This window comes from Dietzia timorensis (assembly GCF_020742175.1).
GTDB lineage: Bacteria > Actinomycetota > Actinomycetes > Mycobacteriales > Mycobacteriaceae > Dietzia > Dietzia timorensis_A.
Genome location: NZ_DYXM01000200.1, coordinates 1 through 5,787, shown reverse-complemented (window position 1 = coordinate 5,787; position 5,787 = coordinate 1). Strand labels below are relative to the sequence as shown.

General features: G+C 65.4%; 6 protein-coding genes. 1 reads left to right on the top strand and 5 read right to left on the bottom strand.

Annotated elements, in window-relative coordinates; genetic code table 11:
• Positions 1-39 precede the first annotated feature (39 nt).
• A complete protein-coding gene (locus K8V11_RS10195; RefSeq protein WP_303913603.1) occupies positions 40-894 on the bottom strand; it encodes an alpha/beta fold hydrolase in 855 nt (284 codons plus the stop codon).
• 389 nt (positions 895-1,283) lie between these two features.
• Between K8V11_RS10195 and K8V11_RS10190 the strand changes: the two genes are divergently transcribed.
• Positions 1,284-1,778: a MarR family winged helix-turn-helix transcriptional regulator gene (locus K8V11_RS10190; RefSeq protein ID WP_303913600.1), complete on the top strand. Its 495-nt coding sequence runs from the start codon at positions 1,284-1,286 to the stop codon at positions 1,776-1,778.
• A 55-nt stretch (positions 1,779-1,833) separates the two neighbouring features.
• On the opposite strand, the gene K8V11_RS10185 is transcribed toward K8V11_RS10190, so the two are convergent.
• The 4 genes from K8V11_RS10185 to K8V11_RS10170 all read right to left on the bottom strand — a co-directional run bounded on the left by K8V11_RS10185 (position 1,834) and on the right by K8V11_RS10170 (position 5,672).
• On the bottom strand, positions 1,834-2,115 hold the full coding sequence (locus tag K8V11_RS10185; protein WP_067470828.1) for an Lrp/AsnC family transcriptional regulator: 282 nt from the start codon (positions 2,113-2,115) through the stop codon (positions 1,834-1,836).
• A gap of 28 nt (positions 2,116-2,143) precedes the next feature.
• Positions 2,144-2,518 (bottom strand): nuclear transport factor 2 family protein, encoded by a 375-nt coding sequence (locus tag K8V11_RS10180; RefSeq protein WP_303913597.1) that lies wholly within the window; start codon positions 2,516-2,518, stop codon positions 2,144-2,146.
• Between the two features lie 162 nt (positions 2,519-2,680).
• On the bottom strand, positions 2,681-4,099 hold the full coding sequence (locus tag K8V11_RS10175; protein WP_303913594.1) for an NAD(P)/FAD-dependent oxidoreductase: 1,419 nt from the start codon (positions 4,097-4,099) through the stop codon (positions 2,681-2,683).
• Positions 4,100-4,292: 193 nt separating this feature from the next.
• A complete protein-coding gene (locus tag K8V11_RS10170; RefSeq protein WP_303913591.1) occupies positions 4,293-5,672 on the bottom strand; it encodes an MFS transporter in 1,380 nt (459 codons plus the stop codon).
• Positions 5,673-5,787 lie beyond the last annotated feature (115 nt).

Here is a 5,787-nt window from a genome sequence, read left to right as displayed (position 1 = left end):
CGTGCCGGACGATCCGAATGAAAGGGGAACTCCCCTACCCTATCGCTCGCCGTTCTTATCGCGGAGGCTTCCCAGCCGCTTCTCACGGGCGAAGGACCGCGCGGCCGAGGTGTCGATGATCTGGGCGATCCGCTCGGGATCGTCCGACATCGGCACATGCCCGAGCCCGCGCATCGGGATGATCCGCGCCTGCGGGAAATAGTTGTGCACGTTGTGGCGCTGCCCGGCGAACAGTACGAGGTCGCGGGTGCCCCAGGCGATGGTGATCGGGAGGTTTCGGTCGGTGGGCGAGGAGAACGTGAAATCGAGGTCCGGCAGGTCGTCGAGCAACGTGTTCTCGGCCAGCGCGTTCGCGTCGATGAGCATCGACTCGGCCGGGTATTTCCACGGGTGGGTGGAGAACACGCCGAACATCACCGACCGGCTGACCCTGTTGGCCGAGAGTTTCGGCACCAGTGGCTTGATCACCCCGACCGATTTCTTCAGCGCGAGGAACACCTGCTCGGCGTGCTTGAGTTCGAAGCGGTTGCGGAAGAAACCGGCGGGCGAAATCCCGGTCACGCCGCAGGCCAGGCCTCGGCTGCCCATTTCGAGCGCCACATATCCGCCGAGCGAATTGCCGACGAGGTGAGGCCTCTCCCCCGGCGTGCCGAGCTCCTCGATGATTTCGGCGAGGGAATCGAGGACATACGGGATCGGGTTCGTGCCCTTCGGGATCGCGCCGGAGGCGCCGTGGCCGGGCAGGTCGAAGGTCACGACCCGGTATTTCTCGGCGAGCAGCGGGACTACGGGGTCCCAGGCGTGCTGCTGGTGGACGACGCCGTGGATGAGAATCACGGTGGGCGCATCCGGGTTTCCGTGCACCGTGGACGCGATCTCGAGTCGATTGGCCATGGCTACTCGGTTTACCACGACTTACCGTTCTTCATCGGCCTATTCGCCAGAATGCCCACCGTCCGTCCGAGGCGAGGCGGCTCCGGGCATGGGAAATTGCGATCGTCCGACGTCATAAGCCTGTGAAAATCTCGCGAATGATGCTGCCGGGTAATGACTTTCACGATTTACAACGCTAATGTTGATTAAGTGTTCGATGGCCAACGGGGGATGTGGGTCATCGCAGTAGGGGTCTTTACGAAAGACGGGAATCGCCGGCGTTTCGGGCGATGTTTTCGCAGCGCTGGGGGGCGGGGCAAAATATTGTTCCTCGCGCGAAAGCATTCCGACCGGACGCGATATCCGTCGCTCGCAGGCTCCTATCGAATTTAATTCTTTAGGGGGAGAATATGGAGACGAATACGTGGCGCGAGGGCGGTACGACCGAGGCGCCGAGCGACGACAATGATCAGGCGGGGCAGATCGCGCAGCAGTTGCGCACTCTGGTGATGCGGTTCGAGCTGCTGAGTAGACGCAATCGCTCGACTTTTCCGCTGAGCCATTCGCAGCTGTCGATGCTCAGCACGCTGTCCAAGCACGGTTCACTGCGGATGACCGAGCTGGCGCGGTATGAGAATGTGCGCGTTCCGACCGTCTCGAACGCGGTGTCCACGCTTGAGGGGCTCGGACTCGTGTGCCGCGTCTCGACGGACCACGACCGGCGGGTGGTCAATGTCGCGTTGACGCCGGCGGGCCGCCGCGCGGTCAAGGAATCGACGCAACAGCGCGAGGCCTATTTCGCGGAGACGATCGCGGAGCTGCCCGAGGACAAGCGCGAGGAACTCCATCGCGCGATCCCCGCCGTGCACGATCTGCTCCAGCACATCGAGAAACAAGCCGGCTAGGCCTGCCCGGGGTTTCGGCGCCTGGCACCGCCTCGCGGCAGCTCCGCGCCGGACCCTAGTCCTCGAACCCGATGGAGAATGCGGCCTGCAGGTCGACCTTCGACAGCGCCCGGAACGCGATGTGCGTCTCGGTCTCGCGGACCCCGTCGATCTTGTTGAGCTTGTCGGACACGACCTGGGCGATCTCCTCATGGGTGCGCGTGCGCACGAGCACGATGAGGTCGATCGCGCCGGTCACCGAGTAGACCTCGGACACGCCTTCGAGCTCGGCGATGGCCTCGGCCACCTCGGGAATGCGGGCGGTGTCGACCTGAACGAAAACAATCGAGGTAATCACGGTCTCAATGCTAGCGCCCGCGCGCGGGCTACGAGACGTTCTCGGCGCCCCAGTAGGCCTTCATCGAGGTCACCTTGCCGTCCTCGCCGTGCACCATGAGATCCCACACGTTGATCGTGGTCGCCGTGTTCTCGTCGAATCGCGTGACCAACTCGAAGTTGAACAACAGCTCGCTGCCGCACACCCGCGTCTCGAGCAGCGTCGCCTTCATATCCAGCGGCGCCAGGTTGTCGTAGAACTGACGGATCGCGTCGATGCCCTCGTTCACGGAACCCCCGCCGACTGGATCCTCGAGCGTCGCGTCCTGCGCGTACACGCCTGCGAGCACCTCCGGGTCCGAGGCATTGAGCCCCGCGATGTAGGTCTCGGCGGTCGCGCGGATCTGCTCGGGCGTAGCGGCCATGGGTGGTCCCCTTTACTCACGTATGACGTCGGACGTGCCCATCCTGCCAGCCCGGCACCGCCCACGCGGGCCTGTTCCGGCAGCCCGAACGCCTCACACGAAAAAGCGGTGCCGCAGCATTCACGCTGCGGCACCGCCGTCGAACTGAACTATCGAACGTCCCTAACTCCCCGAAGAATTCTTGTCCTCGAGGCGCATCATCGCCTGACGTCCATAGGCCCACTGCTTCGTCGAGGTGAGCTGCGCGCGACGGTTACCGTTGACCTGCATCCCCCACGACACGATCGCCATGAAGCGGTTACGGAACCCGACGAGCGTGGCCAGGTGCACCGCGAGCCACATGACCCACGCGACGAACCCGGAGATCTCGAACTTGCCGACCTTCACCACCGCGCTGTAGCGCGAAACCGTCGCCATCGAGCCCTTGTCGAAGTACTTGAACGGCTTGCGCTGCGTCGGCGAGGCCCCGTCGAGCTCGTTGGAGATGAGCTTGGCGACGTAGCGGCCGCCCTGCTGCGCGAACGGCGCGACGCCCGGCCAGTTGTTGAGGTTGACCATGTCGCCGATGAGGAAGATGTTCTTCTGCCCCGGCAGCGAGAAGTCTTCGTTGACCATCACGCGACCGGCGCGGTCGACCTCGGCGCCCGTCTGCTCGGCGAGGTGCTTGCCCAGCGGGCTCGCGGCGACGCCGGCGGACCAGATCTTGCACGACGCCGAGATCCGGCGGACCTCACCGTTGGAGTCCTTCACCTCGATGCCGTCGTAGTCGACGTTCTGCACCATTGCGTTGAGCTGCACCTCGACGCCGAGCTTCTCGAGCGCCTGACGGGCCTTGCCGCCGAGATTCTCGCCGAAGGGCGGAAGCACGAGCGGCGCCGCGTCGAGCAGAACCACCCGTGCGTCCGCCGGGTTGATCGCGCGGAAGCTGTCGGTGAGTGTCTTATGCGCGAGCTCGGCGACCTGCCCGGCCATCTCCACGCCCGTCGGCCCCGCGCCGACGATGATGAAGGTGAGCAGACGGCGGCGCTCTTCATCGTCCTCGGTGATCTCGGCCTGCTCGAAGCAGCCGAGGATGCGCGAACGCAGCTCGAGCGCGTCGTCGATGGTCTTCATTCCCGGCGCGTAGACCTCGAAATGGTCGTTGCCGAAGTAGGACTGCCCGGCGCCCGCGGCGACGATGAGGCTGTCGTATTCCACGGCGAAGGACACGTGACCCATCTCCGCGTACAGGGTCTTGTTTTCCACGTCGACGTTCTCGACATCGCCGAGCACGACCCGCGCATTGTTCTGGTCGCGCAGGATCATCCGCGTCGACGGCGCGATCTCGCCGACGGACAGAATGCCGGTGGCGACCTGGTAGAGCAGCGGCTGGAAAAGGTGGTGGCCGGTGCGCGCGACGATCGTCACCTCGACGTCGTCACGCCCCTTGAACTGCTGCGCCGCGGAAAGTCCGCCGAACCCGGACCCGATGACGACGACGCGATGCTTGCTCACTTCCGCCGGATCGTCGTTGATAACGGGCTCGTTGCCGGTAATGGTGTACGGCTCGATCGGCCCGTCGATGTTCGTTTGTTCGGCCATGGACTCTCCTAAGTTTCGCTCGCGTCTGTCCCAACGGTAGTCGCCTCGCGCTTGTGGCGCGTGGCAGGCGCTGACCGCAGATGCCGCCAACGGCAAATCTTAGAACGACTCGTCGCTTCGTGCAGGTTCGCACCCGTTGCGGGTGGCACGCGGGGGCACAATCCCCATCCGAATATGACGCCGGACGTGCCGATCAACCCCGGCGGGCGGGCTCCCGACTCGCTGCTCCGGAGTCCTCCAGGGCGGTCCCCTTGAGCTCGGGCAGGGTAAATGCGGCCGCCGCGGCGATGACAAAGGCGATGGCGAACACGGCGAAGACGAGTACCTGCCCGCCGCCGTCAAGAAGAAGCGGTACGAGCAGCGGGGCGAGGATCGACGCGAGGCGCCCGAACGCCGCCGCCTGCCCGGTGCCGGAGGCGCGAGTTGCGGTCGGATACAGCTCGGGGCCGATCGCATACAGCGCACCCCACGCGCCGAGGTTGAAGAATGACAGCGCCATTCCCGCGGCGATGACGGTTCCCGGGGTGTCAGCAAGCCCGAACAGGCCGGCGGCGACTGCGGAGCCGGAGAGGAATACGGCGAGGGTCAGCCGGCGGCCCCACACTTCGATGAGCCATGCCGCCGCCGCGTAACCGGGCAGCTGCGCGAGCGTGATGATGAGCGTGTATTCGAAAGACTTGACCAGGTCGAAGCCCTGCGCGACGAGCAGACTCGGCAGCCAGATGAACGCGCCGTAGTAGGAGAAGTTGATGCCGAACCACACGACCCACAGCGCGAGCGTGCGGCCGCGGTAGCGGCGGGACCACAACGTTTCGGGGTGCTCCGTCGGCTGCTCGAGGTTCTCGGGCTGCGTGCCCTGCGCGGAGTGCCCGTCGAGCTCCCTGGGCGACCGCCCGTACTCGGGACCGGCGGCCTCCTCGAAGCCGCGCACAACCTCCTCGGCCTCCTCGTGCTTGCCCCGGGATTCGAGGAAGCGCACAGACTCGGGCATGCCGAAGCGGATGACCAGCGCGTACACGGCGGGAACCAGACCGAAGGCCAACGCCCAGCGCCACCCGTCGTCGCCGATGGGCACGACGAAGTAGCCGATGAGCGCGGCGAGGAGCCAGCCCAGCGCCCAGAACGCCTCGAGGCCGACGACGACGCGCCCACGAATCTTGCGCGGGGCGAATTCGCTGATCAGCGTCGAGGCGACGGGGAGCTCCGCTCCGAGGCCGAGTCCGACGAGAAAGCGCAGCGCGATGAGCATCGCCAAGCCCGTGGACAGGGCGGCGGCGCCGGTGGCCAACCCGTAGATGAGAAGGGTGAGCGCGAAAACGTAGCGGCGGCCGAACTTATCGGCGAGCAGCCCGCCGACGCTCGCGCCGATCGCCATACCCACGAACCCGATGGACGCGATGAGGCTGTTCTCGGTCGGACTCAACCCCCACTGCACGGTGAGCGCGGCCATGACGAACGAGATGAGCCCGACGTCCATTGCATCGAGCGCCCAACCGATGCCGGCGCCGCCGAGCATGCGACGGTGTCGCGAAGTGAAGGGTAATTCGTCTAGTCGCTGGGTACGGGTCCTCATGCAGGCTTACTTTAATCCTGTTCAAAGGTTCCTCACAGCCCAGGGTGAGGTGTACCACTTCGCGACGTACGTGGTCGCGTTACTTCTTCGGCGTTCCCGCAACGAACGCGAGCCC

Bases quoted from the DNA above. Each gene is read 5' to 3' on its own strand.
- K8V11_RS10170 (WP_303913591.1), bottom strand. From the start codon at position 5,672: ATGAGGACCCGTACCCAGCGACTAGACGAATTACCCTTCACTTCGCGA.
- K8V11_RS10190 (WP_303913600.1), top strand. From the start codon at position 1,284: ATGGAGACGAATACGTGGCGCGAGGGCGGTACGACCGAGGCGCCGAGC.
- K8V11_RS10180 (WP_303913597.1), bottom strand. From the start codon at position 2,518: ATGGCCGCTACGCCCGAGCAGATCCGCGCGACCGCCGAGACCTACATC.
- K8V11_RS10175 (WP_303913594.1), bottom strand. From the start codon at position 4,099: ATGGCCGAACAAACGAACATCGACGGGCCGATCGAGCCGTACACCATT.
- K8V11_RS10195 (WP_303913603.1), bottom strand. From the start codon at position 894: ATGGCCAATCGACTCGAGATCGCGTCCACGGTGCACGGAAACCCGGAT.